The sequence below is a fragment of the Yinghuangia soli genome (assembly GCF_021502675.1).
GTDB lineage: Bacteria > Actinomycetota > Actinomycetes > Streptomycetales > Streptomycetaceae > Yinghuangia > Yinghuangia soli.
The window spans coordinates 410,661-432,726 of sequence record NZ_JAKFHA010000004.1; the positions used below are offsets into that span (position 1 = coordinate 410,661).

24 protein-coding genes are annotated in these 22,066 nt (G+C 72.2%); 10 read left to right on the plus strand and 14 right to left on the minus strand.

The window, feature by feature from the left end:
• Nucleotides 1-86: 86 nt before the first annotated feature.
• Nucleotides 87-1,142 carry a hypothetical protein gene (locus tag LZ495_RS10880; protein WP_235051870.1) on the plus strand — a complete coding sequence of 352 codons (1,056 nt, stop codon included), beginning with the start codon at nt 87-89 and terminating at the stop codon, nt 1,140-1,142.
• Between the two features lie 78 nt (nt 1,143-1,220).
• Here the strand turns inward: LZ495_RS10880 and LZ495_RS10885 are convergent, their stop codons facing one another.
• From LZ495_RS10885 to LZ495_RS10900, 4 genes are all read right to left on the minus strand, one after another.
• The gene (locus LZ495_RS10885) at nt 1,221-1,985 is read right to left on the minus strand and encodes a type II toxin-antitoxin system PemK/MazF family toxin (protein WP_235051871.1); all 765 of its coding nucleotides are present in this window, start codon (nt 1,983-1,985) and stop codon (nt 1,221-1,223) included.
• Between the two features lie 116 nt (nt 1,986-2,101).
• Nucleotides 2,102-2,644 carry a GNAT family N-acetyltransferase gene (locus LZ495_RS10890; protein WP_235051872.1) on the minus strand — a complete coding sequence of 181 codons (543 nt, stop codon included), beginning with the start codon at nt 2,642-2,644 and terminating at the stop codon, nt 2,102-2,104.
• Between the two features lie 10 nt (nt 2,645-2,654).
• On the minus strand, nt 2,655-3,191 hold the full coding sequence (locus tag LZ495_RS10895) for a class I SAM-dependent methyltransferase (RefSeq protein WP_235051873.1): 537 nt from the start codon (nt 3,189-3,191) through the stop codon (nt 2,655-2,657).
• A 29-nt stretch (nt 3,192-3,220) separates the two neighbouring features.
• Nucleotides 3,221-3,643 carry a VOC family protein gene (locus tag LZ495_RS10900; RefSeq protein WP_235051874.1) on the minus strand — a complete coding sequence of 141 codons (423 nt, stop codon included), beginning with the start codon at nt 3,641-3,643 and terminating at the stop codon, nt 3,221-3,223.
• A 219-nt stretch (nt 3,644-3,862) separates the two neighbouring features.
• Here LZ495_RS10900 and LZ495_RS10905 point away from each other — a divergent pair, with 219 nt between their 5' ends.
• Nucleotides 3,863-4,324: a protein-tyrosine phosphatase family protein gene (locus tag LZ495_RS10905; RefSeq protein WP_235051875.1), complete on the plus strand. Its 462-nt coding sequence runs from the start codon at nt 3,863-3,865 to the stop codon at nt 4,322-4,324.
• On the opposite strand, the gene LZ495_RS10910 is transcribed toward LZ495_RS10905, so the two are convergent.
• The 3 genes from LZ495_RS10910 to LZ495_RS10920 form a co-directional block, all read right to left on the minus strand.
• The gene (locus LZ495_RS10910) at nt 4,315-4,881 is read right to left on the minus strand and encodes a dihydrofolate reductase family protein (RefSeq protein ID WP_235051876.1); all 567 of its coding nucleotides are present in this window, start codon (nt 4,879-4,881) and stop codon (nt 4,315-4,317) included. The two genes, LZ495_RS10905 and LZ495_RS10910, sit on opposite strands and share 10 nt — an antisense overlap.
• 214 nt (nt 4,882-5,095) lie before the next feature.
• Nucleotides 5,096-5,551: an SSI family serine proteinase inhibitor gene (locus tag LZ495_RS10915; RefSeq protein WP_235051877.1), complete on the minus strand. Its 456-nt coding sequence runs from the start codon at nt 5,549-5,551 to the stop codon at nt 5,096-5,098.
• Nucleotides 5,552-5,714: 163 nt separating this feature from the next.
• Complete coding sequence (locus LZ495_RS10920) at nt 5,715-6,146, minus strand: MarR family winged helix-turn-helix transcriptional regulator (RefSeq protein ID WP_235051958.1); 432 nt, start codon at nt 6,144-6,146, stop codon at nt 5,715-5,717.
• Between the two features lie 137 nt (nt 6,147-6,283).
• Here LZ495_RS10920 and LZ495_RS10925 point away from each other — a divergent pair, with 137 nt between their 5' ends.
• A complete protein-coding gene (locus tag LZ495_RS10925; protein WP_235051878.1) occupies nt 6,284-7,171 on the plus strand; it encodes an alpha/beta fold hydrolase in 888 nt (295 codons plus the stop codon).
• Nucleotides 7,172-7,179: 8 nt separating this feature from the next.
• On the opposite strand, the gene LZ495_RS10930 is transcribed toward LZ495_RS10925, so the two are convergent.
• Nucleotides 7,180-7,605, minus strand: a complete 426-nt coding sequence (locus LZ495_RS10930) for a VOC family protein (protein ID WP_235051879.1) — start codon at nt 7,603-7,605, stop codon at nt 7,180-7,182.
• A gap of 92 nt (nt 7,606-7,697) precedes the next feature.
• On the opposite strand from LZ495_RS10930, the gene LZ495_RS10935 reads away from it, so the two are divergent.
• Together LZ495_RS10935 and LZ495_RS10940 are read left to right on the plus strand one after the other, a co-directional pair.
• Nucleotides 7,698-8,294 carry a TetR/AcrR family transcriptional regulator gene (locus tag LZ495_RS10935; RefSeq protein WP_235051880.1) on the plus strand — a complete coding sequence of 199 codons (597 nt, stop codon included), beginning with the start codon at nt 7,698-7,700 and terminating at the stop codon, nt 8,292-8,294.
• Nucleotides 8,295-8,743: 449 nt separating this feature from the next.
• Nucleotides 8,744-11,110, plus strand: coding sequence for a collagenase (locus tag LZ495_RS10940; RefSeq protein ID WP_235051881.1), 2,367 nt, complete (start codon nt 8,744-8,746; stop codon nt 11,108-11,110).
• 105 nt (nt 11,111-11,215) lie between these two features.
• On the opposite strand, the gene LZ495_RS10945 is transcribed toward LZ495_RS10940, so the two are convergent.
• The 3 genes from LZ495_RS10945 to LZ495_RS10955 all read right to left on the minus strand — a co-directional run bounded on the left by LZ495_RS10945 (nt 11,216) and on the right by LZ495_RS10955 (nt 13,810).
• Complete coding sequence (locus LZ495_RS10945; protein ID WP_235051882.1) at nt 11,216-11,974, minus strand: MgtC/SapB family protein; 759 nt, start codon at nt 11,972-11,974, stop codon at nt 11,216-11,218.
• Between the two features lie 318 nt (nt 11,975-12,292).
• Nucleotides 12,293-13,102, minus strand: a complete 810-nt coding sequence (locus tag LZ495_RS10950) for an SDR family NAD(P)-dependent oxidoreductase (protein WP_235051883.1) — start codon at nt 13,100-13,102, stop codon at nt 12,293-12,295.
• Nucleotides 13,103-13,243: 141 nt separating this feature from the next.
• The gene (locus LZ495_RS10955) at nt 13,244-13,810 is read right to left on the minus strand and encodes a nuclear transport factor 2 family protein (protein ID WP_235051884.1); all 567 of its coding nucleotides are present in this window, start codon (nt 13,808-13,810) and stop codon (nt 13,244-13,246) included.
• 81 nt (nt 13,811-13,891) lie between these two features.
• Between LZ495_RS10955 and LZ495_RS10960 the strand changes: the two genes are divergently transcribed.
• The 4 genes from LZ495_RS10960 to LZ495_RS10975 all read left to right on the plus strand — a co-directional run bounded on the left by LZ495_RS10960 (nt 13,892) and on the right by LZ495_RS10975 (nt 17,327).
• On the plus strand, nt 13,892-14,956 hold the full coding sequence (locus LZ495_RS10960; protein ID WP_235051885.1) for a transposase: 1,065 nt from the start codon (nt 13,892-13,894) through the stop codon (nt 14,954-14,956).
• 196 nt (nt 14,957-15,152) lie between these two features.
• Nucleotides 15,153-16,253: a tryptophan--tRNA ligase gene (trpS, locus tag LZ495_RS10965; protein ID WP_235051886.1), complete on the plus strand. Its 1,101-nt coding sequence runs from the start codon at nt 15,153-15,155 to the stop codon at nt 16,251-16,253.
• Nucleotides 16,254-16,288: 35 nt separating this feature from the next.
• Complete coding sequence (locus LZ495_RS10970; RefSeq protein ID WP_284701858.1) at nt 16,289-16,825, plus strand: NUDIX hydrolase; 537 nt, start codon at nt 16,289-16,291, stop codon at nt 16,823-16,825.
• A 91-nt stretch (nt 16,826-16,916) separates the two neighbouring features.
• The gene (locus tag LZ495_RS10975) at nt 16,917-17,327 is read left to right on the plus strand and encodes a hypothetical protein (RefSeq protein WP_235051887.1); all 411 of its coding nucleotides are present in this window, start codon (nt 16,917-16,919) and stop codon (nt 17,325-17,327) included.
• 102 nt (nt 17,328-17,429) lie between these two features.
• Here LZ495_RS10975 and LZ495_RS10980 read toward each other — a convergent pair whose 3' ends face one another.
• The 3 genes from LZ495_RS10980 to LZ495_RS10990 all read right to left on the minus strand — a co-directional run bounded on the left by LZ495_RS10980 (nt 17,430) and on the right by LZ495_RS10990 (nt 21,005).
• A complete protein-coding gene (locus LZ495_RS10980) occupies nt 17,430-18,416 on the minus strand; it encodes a hypothetical protein (protein ID WP_235051888.1) in 987 nt (328 codons plus the stop codon).
• A 37-nt stretch (nt 18,417-18,453) separates the two neighbouring features.
• Nucleotides 18,454-19,485, minus strand: a complete 1,032-nt coding sequence (locus tag LZ495_RS10985) for a CNNM domain-containing protein (protein ID WP_235051889.1) — start codon at nt 19,483-19,485, stop codon at nt 18,454-18,456.
• 80 nt (nt 19,486-19,565) lie between these two features.
• Nucleotides 19,566-21,005, minus strand: coding sequence for a hemolysin family protein (locus LZ495_RS10990; protein WP_235051890.1), 1,440 nt, complete (start codon nt 21,003-21,005; stop codon nt 19,566-19,568).
• Nucleotides 21,006-21,751: 746 nt separating this feature from the next.
• Here LZ495_RS10990 and LZ495_RS10995 point away from each other — a divergent pair.
• Complete coding sequence (locus LZ495_RS10995) at nt 21,752-21,952, plus strand: hypothetical protein (protein WP_235051891.1); 201 nt, start codon at nt 21,752-21,754, stop codon at nt 21,950-21,952.
• Nucleotides 21,953-22,066 lie beyond the last annotated feature (114 nt).

The following is a 22,066-nucleotide window of genomic DNA, read 5'->3' on the forward strand; positions in this document are numbered from 1 at the left end:
GTGTATCCCTGCCGCCTTCTTGATCAGGACCGGGCGCATCTTGACGCCGTCTTGGTCCGCCCCCGTGCTGTGCCAGGATCGGCGGGATGCAGCCAGGTCAGCAGCCCGCCCCCGAGCGCTTCGCCGTACACCCGTGCGGGCGCGTCCGCATCCCGGGCCTGGGCACCTGGAGCCGGGGCCGCGTGACGTTCGACGCCCGCGGACTGCGCCCCCGGGTGATCGTGCGCGACGACACAGCCGTCCACGTGTACGAGCTTCCGGACCGGCAGGCCGATGCCGGCCGGGTTCCGGAGCCGGACCGCACCCCGACCCTGACGCCTGCTGCCTCCTTCCGTGCGCCCGCGGAAAGCCCGCTCCCGGTCGTCGGATCCCTCCCGGTGGCCGCCGACCTGTCGTACGCGGTACTCGTCGGCGAGTCCGAGTACCACGCCATTGCGGAGACCGGAGAGGTCCTGTGGGAGCGGGAGTTCACCACCGAGCCCGCATCCCCGCTGCGCATCGTCCGGGTCGGCGCGGCCGCGCCGGGCGTACGTCCCGGCGTCTGGCTCTCCGAACCCGAGGACGCCGCGACGCTGCGCCTCGTCCATTGCGATGCGGACGGCCGCGAGACCGTCCGCATGCCGCTGCCCTTGGCTGGGCCCCGCTTCGGCCGGACACCCGTGCTGTGGGGACTCGACGGCAAGCCTCGCTTTCCCTCACCCGGACCCGGCGTCGAAGTCCCCTTTGTTGTCGACCCGTTGGACGGCGCCGAGATCTCGCTGAGCGGCGACGGGGCACTGCGCCGCAGGACCGCGGACGGCCGGAGCATCATCGCGCAGCTGACCCCGGGCAGCTTCCCGCGGCCTCTGCCCGGCCATATCCGGCCCTACCTCGAACCCGTCCACCACCGTGTCGACGCGGCCACCGCGCTGGTCGTGCTCGCCGACGACTACGACGAGGCCGCGGTCGAGCAGTACGGCCCCGAGCAGTGGCGCGAGTTCAGCGCGTGGGCCGTCGTCCCGCACACGGGGGAGGTGCTCGGCCCGATACCCACCGAGCACGAGTGGGCCGGCGGTCTCTGGTCCCCTGCGGACGGCACGTGGGTCACCTGGCACGGCGAGATCCTCACCCGCTGGCAGCGAACAGGGCTTTCCCCGGGCTGACTTGGTCGATCACGACGCTGCTCGCGTCGGCTGCCCACGCTGCCTGTGGCACCAACGCCGATCCGACCGGTCCTCGGATCAGCGCGTCCCCGGGTAGCGGCGTGTGACCTGGGCCCAGACATGCCTGTCGCAGACGCCCAGCGGCCGGCGGAAGGCGCTGCGGGCGACCGTGCGCCGCGGGGTGAGTTCGAGCCAGCTGTCGTGCTTGGCGGCGGTGTCCCAGCCGGCGACGGGCATCCGCACGTAGTCGGGGCGGCCCGACTTGTCCTGGCTGGTGATCTTGAGAACGCGGATGCCGCGCCGGGTGCGGCCGACCACCAGGCAAGGGCGGTCCTTGACCTGCGCCGAATCGTCGAACGGCACGGCGGCGAACCAGATCTGCCCGGGCTGCGGTGCCGACCCGGGGGTGGGACGCGGCAGCGTACGGGCCGGTCCGCGGTCCAGCAGGCGTGCGGCTGCCCAGGCGACTACGCATGTCAGTGCACCGGCGGCGAGTCCGGCGGCATACGGGTTCACCGGTCCGAGCAGCGACGCCGCAAGTCCCGCGCCGAAGGCGCCACCTGCCACCACCGCCGCGCGCGATGCGGTACGCCGCGACCAGGCGGATTCCGAACCCCACGGTGCGACAAAGCCGGTGAGGATGAACGCGCCGACGTACCCGGCCACCGCCGCGACGGCCCACGGGCTGCTGCCGCTGCCCGGCAGGTCGGCCATGCGGTCGTGCAGCGCGGCGGACACCACGGCACCGGGAACCGCCAGGAGCAGCCAGACCGCCACCAGCAGCCACAGCGCCGCCGCCCCGCGCCCGCCCCGCTTGCTGCTTCCGCCGCGTATCCGTGTCATCGCGCCGTTCCGCTCCCGTCCGGCCCTGTCCCGTCGGCGCCCTGCCGCCCCCTGCGGACGGGATCTCACCCTAGATCGTGTCTGCCGGACCTTGGCGCCCCCTCCCGGTGTCCGGGTCAGGCGCCGGCCGGGCGGGCCAGGTAGTAGACGACGTGCGCGCGGTCGTCCACCGGGTTGTCCGGGGTGAGTTCGACCTCGGCGATACGCGCGAGCCCGGCCTTCTCCAGGGCGCGCCACGAGCGCTGGTTGGCCGTCGAGACCGGGATCATGATGCCGGTGGCGGACGGCTCGTCGGCCCACGCCTTTGCCACCGCGGACGCGATGATCCGCGGACCGAGGCCCTGCCCGACCAGGTCCCGCTCGCCGATCAGGTAGTCGAGGCTCAGCGTCCCGTCGGGCACGTCGAGAAACGCGCCCAGTTCGTCGAGGTACTCGGGGTAGTCCGCGAAGAAGCTGCGCTGCACCAGCGCGCACGGCACGCCGTCCACCGACGCCAGCCAGTCCTGCGACGGCTCCGCGCCGCGTGCCGACGGCCCGAAGTCCCGGGCGACCGCCTCGGCCGTCGTCTCGTGGTTCCACCACCGGGCCACGTGCGGTTCGGCCAGCCACCGGGCGAGCAGCGGGAAGTCGTCCTCGGTGACGCGGCGCCAGGAAATCATGGCGCTCACGCTACGAGGTACGCCCCGCTCGGCCCACCGATTTGCCCGCGACGCACAGCAGCCCCGCGTCCGGGTCGTGCGTGGCCGCCACGGCGAACCCGGCCGCCTCCAGCACCGCACCGAGCCGGGGCGCGAGCGTGTCCAGGCGGCCGCCCGGCGGCGGCTCGTAGGCCAGGAAGACCCTGCCCTCGGGCCGCAACGCCGCCTTGATCCGGTCCAGTTCGCCGGCCGGGTCGTGCGTCCAGAAGTGGTTGACATTCACCGCGAACACCGTGTCCAGGGTGCCGTCCGGGGCCAGGACGGCGTCCTCCAGGGCCTGCACCGCGAACACGGCCCGGCCCGCGTCCACCTGGGCGGCGTTGCGTTCTCGCGCGGCGGCGACCGCCTTGGCGGAGCGGTCGATGCCGAGATACGTGCCGTCCGCGAGCCGGTCGCACTCGAGGGCCGCGGCCACGCCGCGTCCGCAGCCGATCTCCAGCACGCGGTGCCCAGGCTGCACGCCGAGCAGGTCGACCGTCCAGGTCAGGCGTCGGGGGACGGCAGGCATCCGGGCATCTCCTCCTCCGGTCACGCGGATTACTCGTCCGGCAGCTGCTCGAACATCCAGCGGTGCCCCTCGAGGTCCGCGGCCCGGTACATGCGGCCGTACGGCGTGTCCTCGGGCGGGCCCAGGATCGTCGCGCCGGCCGCCTTCGCATGCGCGTGGTGCGCATCCAGGTCGGCGACGTACACGTGCACGCCGTCGATGACGTACGGCACCGCCAGCCATGCCGCCGCGTCCGCGCAGTCTTTGGCGTGCCGCGCGGGGGAGCGGTACTCCGGCGTCGGCTGGGCGAGCATCACGATCCCGCCGGTCCCGGTCTCCAACTCGGCGTGCCCGACCGAGCCGTCCGGCATCGCGATCCGGGTGGTCTCGCGGAAGCCGAACGCCTCGACGAGCCAGGTGATGGCCCCGGCGGCGTCCTCGTAGGAGATCATCGGTGTCACTGACTGGCGCATGGTCCGGCCTCCGTGGGCGGGCGGGCAGCCTGGCTCCGGCTGTCCGCGTGGATGCGGCGGGGATTGCCTGCTCTTCGAGTCTGCGCCGCGGTCGTCCGGTGGTCTTGGACGAATGGGAACACCTGCGCGCCGGTCCGGGTTCGCACCACACAAGTACGCAAGTACGCGCAGGTACACAGGTACACAGGTGCGCATGGACATGTGCAGAGAGGGGCGCGAATGACGGGGACCTGGTCGCCGGAAGACCCGGGGGTGCTGCGGCTGCCGTCCGGCCGGCTGGTCCGCGGCCGGGGGCTGCGGAACCCGCAGCCGCCCGGACCGGATCCGGCATACGGCGTCTACCTGCTCGGCAAGCCGCCGCCCGCGTCCGCGTGGGAGTCGCGGTGGCTGCGCTGGCCGGACTTCCGGCTGCCGGCCGACAAGGCCGAGGCCCGCGCGGTCTTCTCCGATGCGCTGCGGCGCAGCGGCACCGAGCGCGTGGAGTTCGCTTGCGGCGGCGGCCGGGGCCGGACCGGCACCGCGCTGGCCTGCCTCGCGGTCCTGGACGGCGTGCCCGCGGACGAGGCGGTCGCCTTCGTGCGCCGCGCCTACGACCGGCACGCGGTCGAGACGCCCTGGCAGAAGCGGTACGTCCGGCAGTTCGGCCGCCCCGACCCCCACGCCGGCTCCGGTCAGGCCTGAGCGGCTTCGGCCGGCACGTAGGTCACGTGCAGCACGCCGTTGTCGATCGCCTCGTTGCCGACCAGCTTCAGCGCGGTCTTCGCGGTCCCCTCGGGGAACAGCCGGGCGCCTCCGCCGAGCGCGACCGGGTAGACGAAGAGGTGGAGTTCGTCGACCAGGCCGTCCGCGATCAGGGCCCGGACGAGGGTGCCGCTGCCGCTGATGTAGATGTCGCCCTCGGTCTCGGCCTTGAAGCGGCGGATGGTGTCGGCGTCGTAGGCGCCCAGCACGGTCGAGTTGTTCCAGTCGGCGTCCTCGTCCTTGAGGGTGGAGGAGACCACGTACTTGGGCGTCTCGTTGAAGAACGGGGCGCCCGGGTCGTCCTCGGCCGTGCGCGTCGACCAGGCCGGGGCGAACTCCTGGTAGGTCGTGCGGCCGAGCAGGATGGTCGTGCACGACCCCATGAAGCCGCCGATGGCGGCGCCCATCTGGTCGGTGAACTCGTAGTCCAGGGTCCACATCGGCGCGTCGATGACGCCGTCGACGGTGGTGAACTCGTGCACCTTGATGATCCCCATGATGGCTCCTTCGGGCTGTGGGCCTGCGGTGCTTCCGCCTGCTCCGGGTTCCGCGTGCTGCTGTCGTGGGGGTAGACGGGGGCGGCCGGCGGAACTCATCGGTCCGCCCCCGTTTGTGTCCCAGGTCACATCGCGCGCTCGTCCCCACCCCATCACACCGGGCCGGGCCGGGGGCGATCTTCGGGGGAAGGCGTCAGCGGATCGGGGGACGGCGTCAGTGGATGTCGAACACCGGGGTCGTGGCCCGGTGCAGCGCGCAGCGGTTCCCGTGCGCCCCGGTGTAGCTGATCGTCCACACGCCGCCTCCCCAGTAGCCCTTGGCCACCGCGGTCACCGGCCGGTACTCCATGGTGCACGGCCCGGGGTCGCCGGCCACCATCCCCGGGTTGCCGTCCGCGGCCTCCAGGGCGGCGCAGGCCGCGTCCGGGTCCGGGTGCGTGCCGGTATTGGGGTTGCACCACAGCTCGGCGTAGCCGATGCGCTCGCCTTCGGTGCCGACGCCCTCGTAGACGCTCAGGAACATGTGCCCGTACGGCGGCGGCGTCGCGGTCGCCGGTGCGGCCCCGCCCAGTGCGGTGAACGCCAGCGCGGCGGCGCCGGCCAGCGCTGCGGTACGCCGGCTCAGGACGGTGCGGATACGGCCAAGTCCGGTTCGCTGGATGTGCGGCAAGGGAGGCTCCGGCTTCGGTGCGTCGCGAGCGCGGGCGCACCCGTCGGACCGGGCGCTGGGAAGACCGCGCTCTCTGACCACCTATCGGCCGTCCCCGAACGGACCTTGAACGCGGCGTCCCGGCAGGCGGTCGGAGGAAGGGCCGCGCGGTCAACGCCGCGGGTCACTTCCGCCGGTCGACCGCCGCCTGGTGCACCGCGCCGAGAAAGCGCTCGACCGCCGCCTGCTCGGTGGCCGAGAAGCCGTGCAGGACCTGCACGATGTCGCCGATCAGCGGCCCGAAGAACGCCTGGCCCAGCGCGACGGCGCGGTCGTCGACCGCCAGGAGGACCCGGCGCCGGTCGGCGGTGTCCCGGATGCGGCGTACGTGCCCGGCGCGTTCCAGCCGGTCGACCAGGGCGGTGGTGCCCGCCGAGTTCAGGCCGAGCTGCCCGCCCAGCCACCCGGGCGTCGCCGGGGTCCCGGCGCGGGCCGCGTCCAGCAGGCAGACCAGGGCCCGCAGGTCGGTCGGGTGCAGTGCGTTCTCGTTCGCGAACTGCGCGCCCACTTGGTTGAGTTCGAGCGTGATGGCGCGCAGTAGGTGCACGGCGCGCATCCCGGGGTCCTGCTCCTGCACGGTTCCCTCCCGCTTCCCGGATCTCCGTCTTGCGCATAGTATCTCGTTCAGCGAGATACTTGCTCAGCGAGATGAATCCGAGAAGAAGCTCTTCAGCGTCGAATCCGAGGTGGGCCATGTCCGTCCGCGCTGCCGACACCCGTTCCCCGCGTCCGTCCGAACCCGCCGCGTTCGCGTCGGCATACGACGTGCTCCTCGCCCGCTGGTCCTGCGAGGTCGAGCAGTTCGACCTCGTGACGCCGCACGGCACCACGCACGTCAACGCCTGCGGCCCGGTCGGCGCCCCGCCCCTGGTCTTGCTGCACGGCGGTGGTACGACGGCGGCGGTCTGGTACGCCAACGCGGCCGAACTCGCCCGCGAGCACCGGGTGTACGCCATCGACCGGATCGGCGAGCCGGGCCGCAGCACGCGCGGCGACGCCCCGCCGCGCGACGTCGCCGGCCTGCATGGATGGCTCGATGCGGTCCTCGATGCCCTCGGCCTCGACCGGGCGGACCTGTGCGGCCACTCGTACGGCGCCTGGATCGCCCTGACCTATGCGCTGTACGCGCCGGAACGCGTCTCCCGCCTGGTCCTGCTGGACCCGACGCAGTGCTTCGGCGGCTTTCGCCCCGGGTACCTCCTGCGCGCCCTGCCGTCGCTGCTGCGCCCGTCCGCCGCGCGGGCCCGCGCATTCCTGGCCTGGGAGACCGCGGGCGCGAGCGCCGAGGCTGCCCCCGAGTGGCTCGAACTGTACGGCCTGGCCGCGGAGTTCCCGGAGGTGAAGGTGGTCGTGGGGCGCCGGCCCAAGGTCGGGGACCTCCAGGCACTGGACGTCCCCACCAAGATCGTCCTGGCCGGCCGCAGCCGCACCCACGACGCCCGCAAGATCGCCGCGAGCGCCGCGCGGGCGATGCCCGGCGCCGAGACCGCCGTGCTGGAGGACGTCTCCCATCACGGGATGCCGTACCACCATGCACCCGAACTGAACGCTCAAATAAGCGAGTTCCTTGCGCGCGGATGACGGTCCGGTCAGCCGACGAACTGGTCGACGTACTCGCCCTCGGGCGCGATCTCGGTGATGACGTCGATCAGTACGCCGCTCGGGTCCGCGACGATGAAGTGCCGCTGCCCGAACTCCTCGCTGCGGATCTCCAGTTCCGGCTTCAGTCCTTCGCCGACCACGAGGCGCTCCCACTCGGCGTCGACGTCGTCCACCTCGAAGTTGAGCAGCAGACCGCGGACCGGGACGTCGCGGTAGGCGGCCGGGATCGTGGCGTGCGTCGGGTCGAGCAGGGCCAGTTCGTACGCGGGCTCGTCGCCTGACCCTGGTCGCCGCAGGCTGATGTACCAGTCCGCCTCGAAGGTCGTCTCGAAGCCCAGCAGCCGGGTGTAGAAGTCCTTCGACTCGGCCAGAAGCGGGGTGGCGATCACGGGGTAGAAGCTGCTGAGTCGCATGAGGACACTCCTTGCTGCGCGGTTTCACATACCGTTGGTATGTCAAGTAACCTAGTTCGCATACCAGCGGTATGTCAACAGCGGGAGGGCGGATGACGGGCGAACGCGGCCCCAGGGCACTGCAGCGCGCCGAGACGCGGCGGACGCTGCTGCGCGAGAGCCGCAAGCTCTTCGCCGCACAGGGCTATGCCGCGGTGGGCCTGGCCGAGATCGTGCGCGCCGCGGGCGTCACCAAGGGCGCGCTCTACCACCACTTCGACAGCAAGACCGACCTGTTCCGGGCGGTGCTGGCCGAGGTCCAGGAGGAGGTCGCGGTACGCGTGGCGGCCGCGGGCGACGCGCAGGCCGAGCCGTGGGACCAGCTCGCGGCCGGCTGCCGGGCCTTCCTGGAGGCGGGCGCCGACCCGGACTTCCAGCGCATCCTGCTGGTCGACGGGCCCGCGGTGCTCGGCTGGGCGGAGTGGCGCGCCCTGGACGAGCAGGGCTCCGCGCGGCACCTGGTCGACGCGCTGACCACACTCGTCGAGGCGGGGCTGCTCGCCCCGCAGCCGGTCCAACCGCTGGCGCGGCTGCTGTCCGGCGCCATGAACGAGGCCGCGCTGTGGCTGGCCACGACCGCCGAGCCGGGGGCACTCGAGGACACGTGGGCGGCACTGGCCCGCATGCTGGAGTCGCTCCGCGCGGAATGAGGACGCCGAGCGTCGAGGGCGCCGGGACCTGAAGGCGCTGCGAGTCGAGGGCGCCGAGGTCGGCAGCCTCCATCCCCGCCCTCGGCTGCGGCCTCTCGGGCCTGGCCTCCGGCCCCGGCCCCGGCTCCGGAGCCCGGCTCAGGTGTGCGTCGGCGGCGCTTCGATGTCGGTGCGCGTCGCTACCTTCTGTTCAACACATCCGAGGAAACTTGCGCCTCGGTGACGGTGTGCGGGCCCGCCCAGGCGACAGGGCGGGCCCTTCGTCATTTCCGCATGTTTGCGGGCAATCCACCTGACGGCCGGTCAACTGCCGTGCCCCGACTGCGCGTTTGCCGCAGATTTACAAGCAAGCCATGTTGTTGTCACATGTGACATGTGCAATTGTTCTGGGCGTCCTGCTCCACAAGCAGAGGGCCACCGACCGTGGCCCCGCCCCCAGAAGGGCACGTATGGGCATACGCGTGCGCCGCAGGCCGTGGATCGCCACAAGCGCTTCACTGGCCGCACTCGCGCTGGCAGTCCTGCCGGCGACAGGCGCCTCCGCAGCCGGGACCGTCCCCGTCCCGGCACCGCACATAGCGAGCAACGGCACCAGCAGCACCACCCCGCCGGGCGCACCCGGCGGCGAGGCCGACGACGACGTCGAGCGCCTCGCCAAGGCGACCTCCGGCTCCGCCGCCGACAGCAAGCCCGGCCCCATATCCCTGACCGGCAACGCCGGTTCGGACCCCGGCCAAGGACCGAGCGGCCCCGCCGACCCCGGCACCGCACCCGGCATCGGACGGTTCGCCGCCCCGACCGCCGCTCCCGGTTGCACCCTCGACGAGTTCGCCGCACTCAACCCTGCGGCCCTCGCCGACTTCCTGGTCCGTCCGGACGTCAAGGCAGGAACCTGCCTGCGCCCGTTCCTGTGGACGTACACCCCGCAGCTGGCCCGCGTCCTGACCCCCGCGCACCTGCGTGCGGTCCTGGACCGGATCGCCGAGCGGGCCCCGGCGTTCGACGGCACCGACAGCACCAACCTGTACGAACTCTGGTACTTCACGCACGCCGCGCTCTACATCGACTGGAGTGCGAACGACGTCAACCTGCGGATCCCCGCGGTCCTCGACCCGCTCAGCGCCGCGATCGACGCCTACCGCGCCAACCCGCAGGCCTTCGCGGCCACCCCGGATGCCGCGGCGACCATGCTCGAAGTCGTCATCTCGGCCGGCACCGACACCGTGCGCCCCCGGCAACTCCCTTTGTTCGCCCGGGTCTTCGACGCGATGAACGGCAGCACCCCGGCCTGGCAGCTCGGCGCCTGGCAGACCGCCGCACTGGAGAGCCAGAAGGCCGCGTACAACGGCATGGTCTACGAGCCGGACGCGTACCGCCCCGCGGTCGCCGCGAACCCCGCGTACCGCGCCTCGCTCAAGGCCTTCGTCGGCTACACGCACCTGAACACGCCCGCGACCAACGGCCTGCTCCGCAACGGCATCTACGAGTACGGCCGCATCGGGCTCGTCCCGGCGGTCCGGCCCGAGACCGTCGCCGGCCTCGCCGACCTGCTGGCCGGCACCGAGAGCTGGTACGGCAAGTTCTCGGTGGTCTGGAGCGAGACCGCGCACTGGCTGGAGTACTACGGCGTCTGCAAGCAGTACGACGTGTGCAAGGCCGACACCGAAGCCCTCGTCTTCCCGCAGACCTACAGCTTCGACAACGGCGACTTCGTGGTGCACACCGGCCTCGACGCCGCCACCGTCGAACAGCTCTACTACGCCGCCAAGCAGGTCAAGTCGCAGCTGCTGCGCGTCATCGGCGCCGAGTCCCCGCTGCCCGGCGACCCGAACCAGAAGCTGACCGTCCGGCTCTACCAGGCAATGGCCGACTACTGGAAGTACCAGTATTTTCTGTACGGCTACAACACCAACAACGGCGGCCTGTACATCGAGGACGGCGCGACCTTCTACACCTACCAGCGCGTCGTACCGCGCGACTCGAAGCTGACGCTCGAAGAGCTGTTCCGCCACGAGTACACGCACTACCTCAACGGCCGCTACGCCGTGCCCGGCACGTTCGGCCAGGCGCCCTGGTACACCGACAACCGCACCACGTCGTTCGACGAGGGCACCGCGGAGTACTTCGCGGGCGCCACCCGCGGCGAGGGCGTCAAGCTGCGCAAGTCGCTGATCCTGAAGATCATCGAGGACCAGCCGCGCAACGGCCGCCCGTCGGTGCAGGAGATCCTGCACTTCAAGTACGACGACGCCGGCTACTTCTTCCGGTACTACTCCTACGCGGGCGCGTTCTGGTCGATGCTCGGCCGCGACCACCCGGACCTGCTCCGGGAGATGTACGGCCACCTGCGGTCCGGCAACGTCGCGGCGTTCGACGGGTTCCTCGACCGGATGAGCGGGCCGCCCTACCAGGCCGAGTACGACGCGTACCTCGACCAGCAGATCGCCGCGGTCGACACGCTCATCGTGCCGACCGCCACGTACACCCCGCTGCCGCAGCTCACCGCGACCGGACCGGGTTACGTGCAGCAGGTGTTCGCGCAGTCGACGTGGAGCCACCCGTCCTGCACGGCGGTCTACGACAGCCACCCGCGCTTCACCTGCCGGGGGCAGATCACCGCGAACATCGCCTCGACCGAACCGGGGCAGATCCGCAAGGACATGGCCGCCACGGTCGACTACTTCATCCTGAACCGGGCCGGGGCGGCGATGAACAACCTGGCGGACATGAACTGCCACTACGCGGACCCGCAGGTGTGGTCGAACGGGCGTGCGGCGACCTCGTCGTACACCTGCGAAGGCCCGCTGCGCCCGTAGAGCGCAGGACCGGCTCGGCATACCGCCAGTCGGGATGAGCAGGTCCGGCCGCCCCGCGAAAGAGGCGCGGGGCGGCCGGACCGTCATGATGGCACGCGCCGTCAGTTACTCGGGCAGTTGGCCTCCGTCGCCGCCCGCCACGGTCAGGACGCCGCGCAACTCCGTGAGCCGGGCGATCAGCGCGTACGGGTCACCCGAGCCCTCCAGTCCGAGCATGACCGACGTAGTGCGGATCTCCGGGACCCGCCCGGCCGCCGGACCGCCGGCCCACGCCTCGGCGGCGAGCAGCGCATGCTGCTCGGACTTGCCGGGCGGCTCCTCGTCGGTGCCGATCCGGTGCACCGACACGTCGGACACCTGGAAGCCCGCTCCGGTGCAGGTCACCAGCACGGTCGGCAGCACGCCCCGGGCCGCGAGATAGGTGAGGTGCACCTCGACCGTGCGCGGCGGCGGACCGCCGAAGAAGCGCAGCAGCGGGGTGTATCCGTAGGCCACGATGAAGTGCATCGCGGTCGCGCTCAGCGCCAGCCACGGCAGCCCGGCGGCGCTGGCCATCGCCACCGCGCAGGTGAGCCAGACCGAGGCGGCCGTGGTCAGCCCGCGGACCGCGTCCCGGCGCACGAAGATCAGTCCGCCGCCGATGAAGCCGATGCCCGACACGATCTGCGCCGCGATCCGGGACGGGTCGTAGCCGGGATGGCCGGGCGGCAGCACGTCGGCGAAACCGTACTTGGACGCCTCGACGAAGACCGCGGTGCCGATGCCGACCAAAGTGTGGGTGCGCAACCCGGCGCTCTTCTGCCGCAGTTCGCGTTCCACGCCGATGGCGGTGGAGAGCACGAACGCGAGCAGAAGCTCAAGCAATCCGGTCCACGGAAGTACTCCGGACGACACGTGTCACCACTCCCTCGAAGTGCGGGAGTCCGACGCCGATGCCGAGGCGGGTAACGGAAGATGCATGGCCATGCGTGGAGTTCCTCGCTGTGTGCGACCGCCCCCGTGCGATCGCGTCACCGGCGAGACTACTTGATACGGTCTATCATTCCGCCAGGCTGCACGATGTGATCTCGCTGACCCTCACGTGTGCCCGAAACCTGCGGCCGGGCGTGCCGCGCTGCGCGGACCGCCGCTCAGGCGGCCGAGCGCAGGTGGCTGTTGACGGCCGTTCACGGCCGATCGCGGTCAGTCGCTGCCGAAGCTCGCCCGCAGTTCCTCGTGGCTCTGCTCCACCAGCGGGAACTGGGCGGCGCCGTTCGGCAGGGCCCAGAAGCGGTTGTCGCGTACCGCGTCGAGGATGATGCCGCCCGCCTCGCGCGCCGGGATGCCGTTGGCGTTGCCCTTCTGCAGGGCCTGCCGCATCGCGACGCCCTGCGGCGGGAGTTCGCCCGCGGTGATGAGGTGGTCGGCCATCTCGGTGGTGATGTTGCCGGGGCAGACCACGGTGACGCCGACATCGGCGCCGGACAGCGCCGTCTCGGCGCGGAGGCTCTTGCTCAGCGCGATCACGGCCGCCTTGCTGGCGGTGTACGGCGCGATCATCGGGCCGATCAGCATGCCGCCCATCGAGGCCACGTTGGCGATGTGCCCGCCGTCCGGGTTGGCCAGCAGGATCGGCATGAACGCCCGTACCCCGTGCACGACCCCGTACAGATTGACGTCGAAGACCCGCTGCCAGTCGTCCAGTTCGGTCTGCCAGGACAGGCCCAGCGTGCAGATGCCGGCGTTGTTGACGGCCACGTGGACAGTGCCGTACGCAGCCACCGCGGCGTCCGCGAGGGCCTGCACCGCGGCCGGGTCGGTCACGTCGGTCGGGATGCCGATCGCCTCGGCGCCCTCCGCCTGCAGGTCGGCGACAGTGGCCGCGAGGCGGTCCGCGTCCAGGTCGGCGAGCACGACGCGCATGCCCGCGGCGGCCATCGCCTCGGCGGTGCCGCGCCCGATGCCGCGGGCGGCTCCGGTCACGACGCCTACCCGGCCGGTCAGTTCACGCATGAGGGCTCCGGTGGTCGAAGTCTGGGGTGGCGCAAAGAGGTGGAGCAGGTGGAGCGGGGGAGTGCAGGGTCGTGCAGGGAGAGCCGCACCGGGCGGGTGCGCGCGGCCGCGGTACCGCGCCCGCCCGCCCGGCGCGTGCGGTCAGGTGCGCAGCGGGGCGATGTCGTCCGCGGTGAGCTTGCGGTCCGCGATGCCGGCGAAGCCGTTGCGGTCGGTGTAGCTCTCCTCGCCGATGATGCGGCCTTCGTCGTCGATGGTCCAGATGATCGCCATGCGCGACTCGTACAGGTAGTACGTGCCGGCCGCCGGGTCGTCGACCTCCATGCCCATCGCGGCCAGCACCGCGCCCGGGTAGGCGATGCGGATCGTGCCGTCGGTCAGGACCAGGTGCGTGTCGACGGCCAGCCGGTCGATGTCGTGCACGAGCTGGGTCGCGCCGCTCGCCACGAAGTCGCCGTAGTACGCCCGGATCGCCTCGGTGCCGCGGGGGTGCAGCCGCGGGTTGTCGGGCGCGCCGAGGCGGTACACCGGTTCCGGGCACAGCGTGGCCATCAGCGCTTCCAGGTCACCGTGCGCCTCGGCCTTCTGGTGCGCGATGACCACCTCGAGATTGCGGCGCAGCACCGGGTCGCGCTCGTCGGCGAGCCGCTTCTCCAGCGGCACCCAGGTGCGGTTCGGGTCGATGAGCGGCATGGCGGTGGTGGTCATGGGTCCTCCGAAAGGCGCGGCGGCGAACATTGCCGCACCGGGGCATTCATGTATATGGCGTAAACGTTCTAGCATTGGCCCGTGACCCGGTCAATGAATTCCGCCCGTCCCCGTTCCGCAACCGGTACCGATGCCCGGGCAGCCGGCCGCACCGCCGCGCCGCGGACCCGGCTGACCTTGCGCGACGTGGTCCTCGCGGCCCGCGGCGTGCTGGCTGACGGCGGTGTGGACGCGCTGACCATGAGTGCCGTCGCGGCCCGGCTCGGGGTGACCCCGATGGCGCTGTACCGGCACGTCGACGACCGCGCCGCACTGCTCGCCGCGGTCGCCGACTCGGTCCTGGAGGAGGTCGGGGCCGGCCTCGACCCCGGCATCCCGTGGGACGACGCGGTCGTCATGTGGATGCGCGACGTGCGGCACCGCATCGTGCAGAGCCCCTGGACCGCGCAGCTCATCGGGACCGCCACGCAGATCGCGCCGGCCTGGGCGGCCGCGCTCGACCGGCTGCTCGCCGCCCTCGAACGCGGCCCGCTCGACGACGCCGCGCGCGCCGACGTGCTGGTCTGGGTCGCCCGCACCACGGTCGGCGTCGTGCTCCTGGAGGCGAAGTCGCCGCTGGCCCGGCCCGGGCAGGCGGTCGGGGCCGCCCTGGACACTGCGCTGGAAGGCGCCTCGCCCGAGATGGCCGAGCGCTGGGCGCGCATCGACGCCCGGCTGGCGCAATACCGCGACGACGACCTCTTCGAGGACCTCGTCCGCCAGACCCGGGCCCGCCTGGCCGCCGCAGCCGGCGCCGAACCTGTTGCCACCGAATGTTTTGAAAAACACCCTCAGCACCCCGATGCCCAGGACATGACCGACCGCCAATGGCTCCGCGTCCGGGCCGTGCTCCCGGCCGCCGACCAGCGCGGCGCCCCGGCCGCCGACGACCGCCGCATCGTCGACGGCATCCGCCACCGCGAACGCACCGACACCGCATGGCGCAACGTCCCGGCCCGGTACGGCAGCTGGCAGACCCTCTACAACCGGCACCGCCGCTGGACCCGGGACGGCACCTGGGACCGGGTGACCGCCGCACTCGGGGCCGAAGACCACCCCGCCGGCCGCGGGACCGAAAGTCACCCCGTCGAGCCCGGGGCCAAGTGATAACGTCGAAGCATGAGTTCTACGGCGCATCTGTCCTGGTGGCGCTCCTCTTAGGAGCGGCCGCCGAATCAGACCACGCCTCGGGCCGTTCGTACGGACGGCCCTTCTTCATGTGCACCCGCTCCCACCGGAGCGCGCCGGCCGCCCGTCGCGACGCCCGCGGCAGACACCCCCGCACTGCACTGGAGAAGGAACCATGACCGCGACGCTCACCGGCACCGCCGCTGCACCCACCCCCGCCCCGGGCACCGCCGCCACCCCCGCGCCCGCCACCGCCGCCGCACCCGTACCGCCCGGCGCGCTGCCCGAAGACCCCACCCGGCACCGCGTCCTCACCGGAGACCGGCCCACCGGCCCGCTCCACCTCGGCCACTACTTCGGCACCCTGCGGAACCGGGTACGCCTGCAGGACGCGGGCGTCGACACGTACCTCGTCATCGCCGATTACCAGGTCCTGACCGACCGCGACGTCGCCGACAACCTGTCCGGCCACGTCGAGAACCTGCTGCTCGACTACCTGGCCGCGGGCATCGACCCGGCCCGCACCACCGTCTTCGCACACAGCGCGGTCCCGGCCCTCAACCAGCTGCTCCTGCCGTTCCTCAGCCTCATCTCGATCGCCGAACTCCAGCGCAACCCGACCGTCAAAGACGAGATCGCGCACTCCCGCCAGGCATCCGTCAGCGGCCTGATGTTCACCTATCCGGCCCACCAGGCGGCCGACATCCTCTTCTGCAAAGCCGACCTGGTGCCCGTCGGCCAGGACCAACTCCCGCACCTGGAAGCGACCCGCACCATCGCCCGGCGCTTCAACGAGCGCTACGGGCCGGTCTTCCCCGAACCCCAGGCGCTGCTCTCCGAAGCACCCCTGCTCCTCGGCACGGACGCGGGCAAGATGAGCAAGTCCCGCGGCAACTCCATCGCCCTGGGCGCCACCGCCGACGAGACCGCACGGCTGCTGCGCCGCGCCACCACCGACGCCGACCGGACCATCACCTACGACCCGGACAACCGCCCCGGCGTCTCCGGCCTCCTGCTGCTGGCCTCGCTCTGCCTGGGCCGCACCCCGGAGGACCTCGCCGCCGAGATCGGCGACGGCGGCGCGGCCCGCCTCAAGCAGCTCGTCACCGAAGCCGTCAACGACCACTTCGCATCCCTGCGCGCCCGGCGCGCCGAGCTCGCCCGGGACCGTGCGTACCTCGCCGAAGTCCTCCGGGCCGGCAACGCCCGGGCCGCCGCCGTCGCCGACGCGACACTCGACGAAGTACGGCACGCCATGGGGATGCGGTACGCCTGACCCGGTCCGGGGGTGCCGGACGGAATGATGGGGCCATGGACCCGCATCTCCTCGAGTCGCTGACCGTCCCGTGGATTCCCGTCCGGCACACCATGGACGTCCTGCTCACCGGCAAGATCCCGGCCGGCTACGACGTCAGCACCGCGGTCGCCGTCGCCCTCGACAGCGGCGGCCGCACCCTGCTCACCCGCGTCGCCCGCCCCGGCCGCGGCTGGGACGTCCCCGGCGGCCACGTCGAACCCGGCGAGACCCCCGACCGTACCGCGGCCCGCGAACTCGCCGAGGAAACCGGCCTGTCCGTACCCCCGACCGACCTCACCCTCTTCGGCGGCCTCCGCATCACCCTCCTGGAACCTCCGCCCGCCGCCTACCCCTACCCGCGGCGCGGCTACATGGCCTTCCACGTCCTCCACCTCGACGCCCCGGGCCCCGCCACCACCCCGGCCCCCGGCTCGGAGAGCACCGAAGCCGCCTGGTTCACCCCCGAAGAAGTCCGCAGCCACTGCGCCGGCGCCGCCTGGCTCCCCCTCCACACCGCGGCCCTAACCAAACCCGAAACCCCCGTCCGCTGACCCCACCCAGCGCGCGACCTCACCCGATGCTCCTCCTCACAGCCCCGGACCTGACTGCCAGGCTCGCGCCGTGTGGGGGCACACTTCGCTGATGATCACCGAGGGCGCCGACTACGAGTTGTCGTGCATGGGATGCGGCGAGCCTGCGCCTGGGGGCGGCAGTCAGACGCTGGACGGTCTGCGGCTTCGCTGGTCGGTGGACACTGCGTGCGCGAGCTGCGGGCCGATCATCGCGTGCGACAGGGACGACCCGCCCGGCGACCTGCGCAGCCGGATACTCGCCGCCAACGGTCCCTCGGTGCTTGTGCTCACCGAGGGATCCCTGAGCAATGCCCGTCTCATGAAGGTCCTGCGCGAGGCGCTCGGCCTGTCCCTGGCCGGAGCCGTGGCTACCGCGGGCGAAGTTCGTGCCGGGCGGTACGTGGGCACCGGCCCGGAGATCGAGCGTCTCGCCGAGCACATCCGGTGTGCGGGCGGTCAGGCCGACCGTGTGCGCCCGTGAGCAACTAGCCTGCGGCAGCCGTTTGTCGGTGCCGTGGCCTAGGTTCAGTCACGGCCCGCCCCGGCCAACTCGCACACGGGGCGGGCCTTTTCCCGTGGCCGGTCAGGCGGGCAGGTGGACGATGGCGATCGCATCCTCCTGTGCCACCGCGAGGCGGGTGCCGTCGGGGTGCAAGGCGACGGTGGGGGACGGCTTTTGGTCGACGCCGCAGACGTACGCTTTTGGCTCGACGGGCAGTTCGGGCCACTCCGCGATCAGGCGGCCGGTGACCGCGTCGTGGACGCGCGGGTGGCCGTAGAACGAGACGATGCGGCCGCGGCTTGCCAGCAGCGTGCGGCCGAGGACCTCGTCGAGTGCGTGCCGGTACAGCCAGCCTCCGGCGGACAGCGACCAGACGCCGAAGCCCCGGAACCGCCCGGCGTCGACATCGTCGGTGCACCGGCCCAGACCGAAGGCGATGCGGTCGGCGTCCAGCCAGCACGCGGCCGTGACTTCGTCGTCGCCGGCGGTGGTGACGTCCGCGACGAAGCCCTCCTGGTCGAGGAGTGCCGGATCCGCCAGTGCGGCCGTCAGGTCGAAGACATGCGCCACGCAGAGCGGGTGCCACACCCAGCCGGCCACCGCGAGGTGCCGGCCGTCCGGGCTCACGGCCGGGGCCGCGTGGTAGATCTCCTCGGGCTTGCGGACACCCGCGGTCAGGCGGCAGCCGGACTCCACCTCGTCCACGTGCAACTCGCCGGCTGTGCTCGGGCAGTGCACGATGACCTCGCGGCCGTCGGGCAGCGTCCCGAAGGCGATCGGGTAGTCGAAATCCTCGGCGTACTCGAAGGAGCGGTCCAGCTCGCGGACCACGCGGCAATCGTCCGAACGGACGTCGAGCAGGACCGCCTTCGTCGCGCGCTCGGTGTACACGATCGCGTGGCTGCCGGACGGCGAGATGAGCGTGCGGTCGAACATCTCGCCGTACAGCGGACTGCTCGGCCCCGGACTGCCGTCCGGGTTCCAGCTGGTGCCCTGGGTGAAGTCCGCGATGCGGTCGCCGTGCCATACCAGTGACTTGGGCATGCTGTGGACAGGTATGTACGTCACATCGCTCATGTTGTCCCCCGAAGCCATCCGGTTGTGGTCAGGCGGCCGCCGGGCGGGTGCCGCCGAGGACGCTGCCCAATAGGTCGTCGAGGCCGACGATACCGAGGAGTTGGCCGTGGGCGTCGTGGACGAGGGCGAGGGAGGCGCGGCGTTCGCGGAGGGCGGCCACGGCGCGTTGGATGGGGGTGTCGGCGCGGAGGGTCAGGACGGGGGACGCGAGTTCGCCGGCGGTCGGGGCGTTCACCGCGGTGCGCGGGTCGCGTATCGCGAGGACCTCGCGGACGTGCAGGACGCCGGTCAGGCGGCCGTCCGCGCCGCGGACCAGGAGGCGGTTGCGGCCGTGCTTGCGGGAGGCCGCGACGATTTCCTCGGGGCCGGCCGCGGACGGGACCGCATCGATCCGGTCCGCGGGGACGACCAGCCGGGCGAGCGCCTCGGTGTGGGTGCGCAGCGTCGCGGTGAGGACGTCGTGCTCGGCGCTGCCGATCAGGCCGAGGCGGCGCGACTCGCCGACCAGGCGGCGCAGGCCCTCGGCGTCCTTGGGGACGCTGAGTTCGTCCTTGGGCCGGACCCGGGCGGCGCGCAGCGCGGCGTTGCTTATGCCGTTGAGGGCGCGCAGCAGCGGGCGGACACCGCGGGTGAAGGTGCGGAACGGCGGGGCCAGGATCAGCGCGGCGCGCTCCGGGTCGGAGATCGCCCACGACTTCGGGGCCATCTCGCCGACCACCATGTGCAGCAGGACGATCGTGCTCAGCGCGATCGCGAAGGCGATCGCGTGGCCGACCGCGGACGGCAGGCCGACGGCGCGGAACAGCGGGTCGAGCAGGGCCGCGAAGGCCGGCTCGGAGACCACGCCCAGGCCCAGCGAGCACATCGTGATGCCGAGCTGGGCGCCGGCCAGCATGAGGGTCAGCTCGCGGACGCCGGCGAGGGCCGAGCCCGCGCCGCGCTTGCGGGCCGCCGCGGCCTGCTCGAGGCGGTGCCGGCGGGCGGCGAGGAGAGCGAACTCGGCGGCCACGAAGAAGGCGTTGCCGGCGAGCAGCAGGACGGTTGCTATGACGGCGGGCATCAGACCTATCGAGGCGCCGCCTGAGGCGATTTCCATGGTTCCCGGGGTCGTGGTGGCAGGCAGGGAGAGTAGGGCGGGGCTCACGCGGCGTGCTCCATGTCGCCCGAGCGGGCGCGGGAGACGTGTGCGGAGGCGTCCGCCGGGGAGTCGAGGGGCTCGTCCGCGAGGGCGGGCACCGGGACGCGGGTGCGGACCCGGACCAGTTCGGGGACGTGGCGCTCGACGGTGAGCACCTCGATCTCGACGACGGTGGGCACCGGCTCGTCGGCGTCGAGGAGTTCGTCCGGGTCGGGGATGGTGACCCGGTCGCCGACCTCGGGCAGCCGGCCCAGGCGGGCGATGACCAGGCCGCCGAGCGTGTCGTACGGGCCCTCGGGGAGTTCGGTGCCGATGATGCGCTCGACCTCGTCGACGCGCAGCACCGCGTCGAGGCGCCACCAGCCGTCCTCGGGGCAGGCGTCCATGACGGCCTCGACGTCGGATTCGTCGGCGATCTCGCCGACCAGTTCCTCCGCGACGTCCTCGTACGTGACGATGCCGGCCAGGCCGCCGTGCTCGTCCAGGACGATGGCGAATTCCTCGTCGACCGCGCGCAGCTGCTCGAGGAGGGAGGACAGGCCCGCGGTGTCGGGGATCAGCAGCGGCTGCCGGGCGATCGAGCCGACCAGCACGTCGTCCGCGTGCGCGGGGTCGACGGCCAGCAGGTCGGCCACGCCGACCACGCCGACGATGTCGTCCACGCGGTCGCCGACCACCGGGTAGTGCGAGTGGCCGCATTCCTGGACCAGCGCGATGAGGTCCGCGGCCGTGGTGTCGGCCCGGACGCGTATGACGTCGGGGCGCGGCACCATGACCTGGTCCACCGTCAGATCGCCGAACGCGATGGCGCGCTGCAGCATGTCGGACAGTTCGTGGTCGAGGTCGCCCTCGCGGTCCGCCTCGGCGACGATGTGGCCGAGCTCCTCGGTGGTCGCGCCGCCGTGGATCTCCTCGACCGGTTCGATGCCGAGCGCGCGCACGAGGCGGTTCGCCAGGTTGTCGAACATCCGGATGCACGGGCCCATGACCTTGAGGTACGCGAGCGTCGGGCGGGCCAGCAGGACGCCGACGCGCTCCGGCTCGGCGATGCCCCAGTTCTTCGGGATCAGTTCGCCCAGCACCATCTGGATGCCGGTGGCGAGGCCGAAGCCGAGGGCGAGGGTGACCGCCTTCTCGGCACCGGACGGCAGGCCGAGGGGGTCGAGAGCGGGGGAGAGCACCACGCTCAGGGCGGGTTCGGCGATGAAGCCGACCAGCAGGGTGGTGATGGTGATGCCCAGCTGTGCGCCGGACAGCATGAACGAGAGCCGGCGGGTGACCGCGAGGGCCCGCTCGGCGCCGCGGTCGCCGGACTCGGCGCGGCGGCGCAGCTCGGCCCGGTCGGCCGCGACGTACGCGAACTCCTGGGCCACGAAGAAGCCGGTGCCGACGGTGAGGACGACGACGGCGAGTATGCCGAAAGCGGCGGATGCGGCGTTCATCGGACATCCTCCCGAACGCCGCCGCGCGGATCACTAGGTCGGGAGGGACCGGTACTCGGGGGGTCCGTCTCTTGGGCGGACACGCACGCTCCTCGTAGAGGGGAAGACATCGACAGTTCTGCGACCAAAAACGTATCACCGCGGCCCGGTGTTCCCGAGTCCGCGACGAGGCGTTTGCGCAGGTTGGCCGCGAGTGTGCGGCGCGTCACGTGACTGATCGTCAAAAGCTACTGACGGTTAGTACTTGGCGTTCGCCGGAGGATCGTGACAGTCTGTGCGGCCGTGGGCACCGTACGCCGTTCGGCGGAGCGGATTATGGGGATCCGGGCCGTGCTCGGTGCGGTCGGCGTCTCCTTGTCGTCCTTGAGGGTGTCTGCGGATTCATCCGTACGGGGGAACCCGCCCGGCGCCCGGGTCGACAAGGATGGGGGCGGACCTTCTTATCCGCGGCAGCCGCGCGGCGATCACCGGGGGCGGTGTTGAACGACAGCAAGGCCGGGCGCAGGCGACCGGGGAGCGCGAGGCTTCCTCGGCAGCGCACGGAACGGGGTGAATCGGGGCAAGGCGGCGAAGCAGAGAAGTTGATCGAGGGAATCGGCAACGCAAACGGCAGTTCGCGCGTTCCAGACAGTGTGGACGCTGCACCCGGCGTCCCCGCCGGCGCCGCATCCGGGATCGTCACCGGAGGCGACGGCGGCGCGACCGGCCTACCGGCCGGCGCGCCCGTCCGACCCGACGAGGTGGCAATGACCCGCACGCTCGACGCCTACGCGATACGCCTGGCTGCGCTGAAGGCGTACGACATCACCGGCGTGCGGCCCCGTGAGCTGCAGCTCTACCGGACCTCCGGCGAGGTGCCCGACGGGCTCACCGAGGAAGTCGTGCAGCGCGCGCAGCGCATCGTGGAAGAGGAGCGTGCCAGGCTGCTGCGCCTGGCGGGGTCCTGATCCGGTCGGCGGGAACTCCCGACCGCAAGGACCCGAAAAGACGTACGAGCCCGGCCTGCGGCCGCCCTGAAGGCGGCCCCCGGGCGGGCGCGCGGCGGGGGGCCGGCGGGAGCC